The sequence below is a fragment of the Campylobacter sp. 2018MI13 genome, assembly GCF_018501135.1.
Classification (GTDB): Bacteria; Campylobacterota; Campylobacteria; order Campylobacterales; family Campylobacteraceae; genus Campylobacter_E.
Genome location: NZ_JAHCZC010000221.1, coordinates 1 through 450, shown reverse-complemented (window position 1 = coordinate 450; position 450 = coordinate 1). Strand labels below are relative to the sequence as shown.

Below are 450 nucleotides of genomic sequence, written 5' to 3'. Positions count from 1 at the left end.
TCTTTATTTTGTATAGGTGCATTAAATGCTAGTTCAATCAGTGAAATTGAAAAATTAAAACAAGAAAATGAAATTCTAAAACAAAGAATTGATGCTTTAGAAAATAAATTCTATGACCCGTTTGATGATTTTTTTAAAAGTTTTGATGCAATCAATAAACAACATATAAAAGCTTTAAATGAAATCAAAAAATCAATGGAAGATGATTTTAAAAACTACAAATCAAATTCTAATTACTCAAGTTATTTTCAAATCAACAATATCATATCTTATATGAAACAAACTTCACAAAATATAGATAATAAAACCAATTCAAAAATAGAAATAAAAACATATAATGAAAACACAAAAAAGGAATAGTTATTAAAAGATATTATAAAAGATTTTGATACTTTTAAGGTGTATTTTAATTCAAAAAATCTTGATAAAAATATAGAATTAGACAAATTC

The 450-nt window shown here is 20.2% G+C and carries 1 protein-coding gene; it reads left to right on the top strand.

Annotated features, from left to right (window positions below; translation table 11 throughout):
- Positions 1-360 (top strand): hypothetical protein (locus KJQ99_RS09735; RefSeq protein WP_214150714.1); only part of this gene is annotated, 360 nt, incomplete at its 5' end.
- Positions 361-450 lie beyond the last annotated feature (90 nt).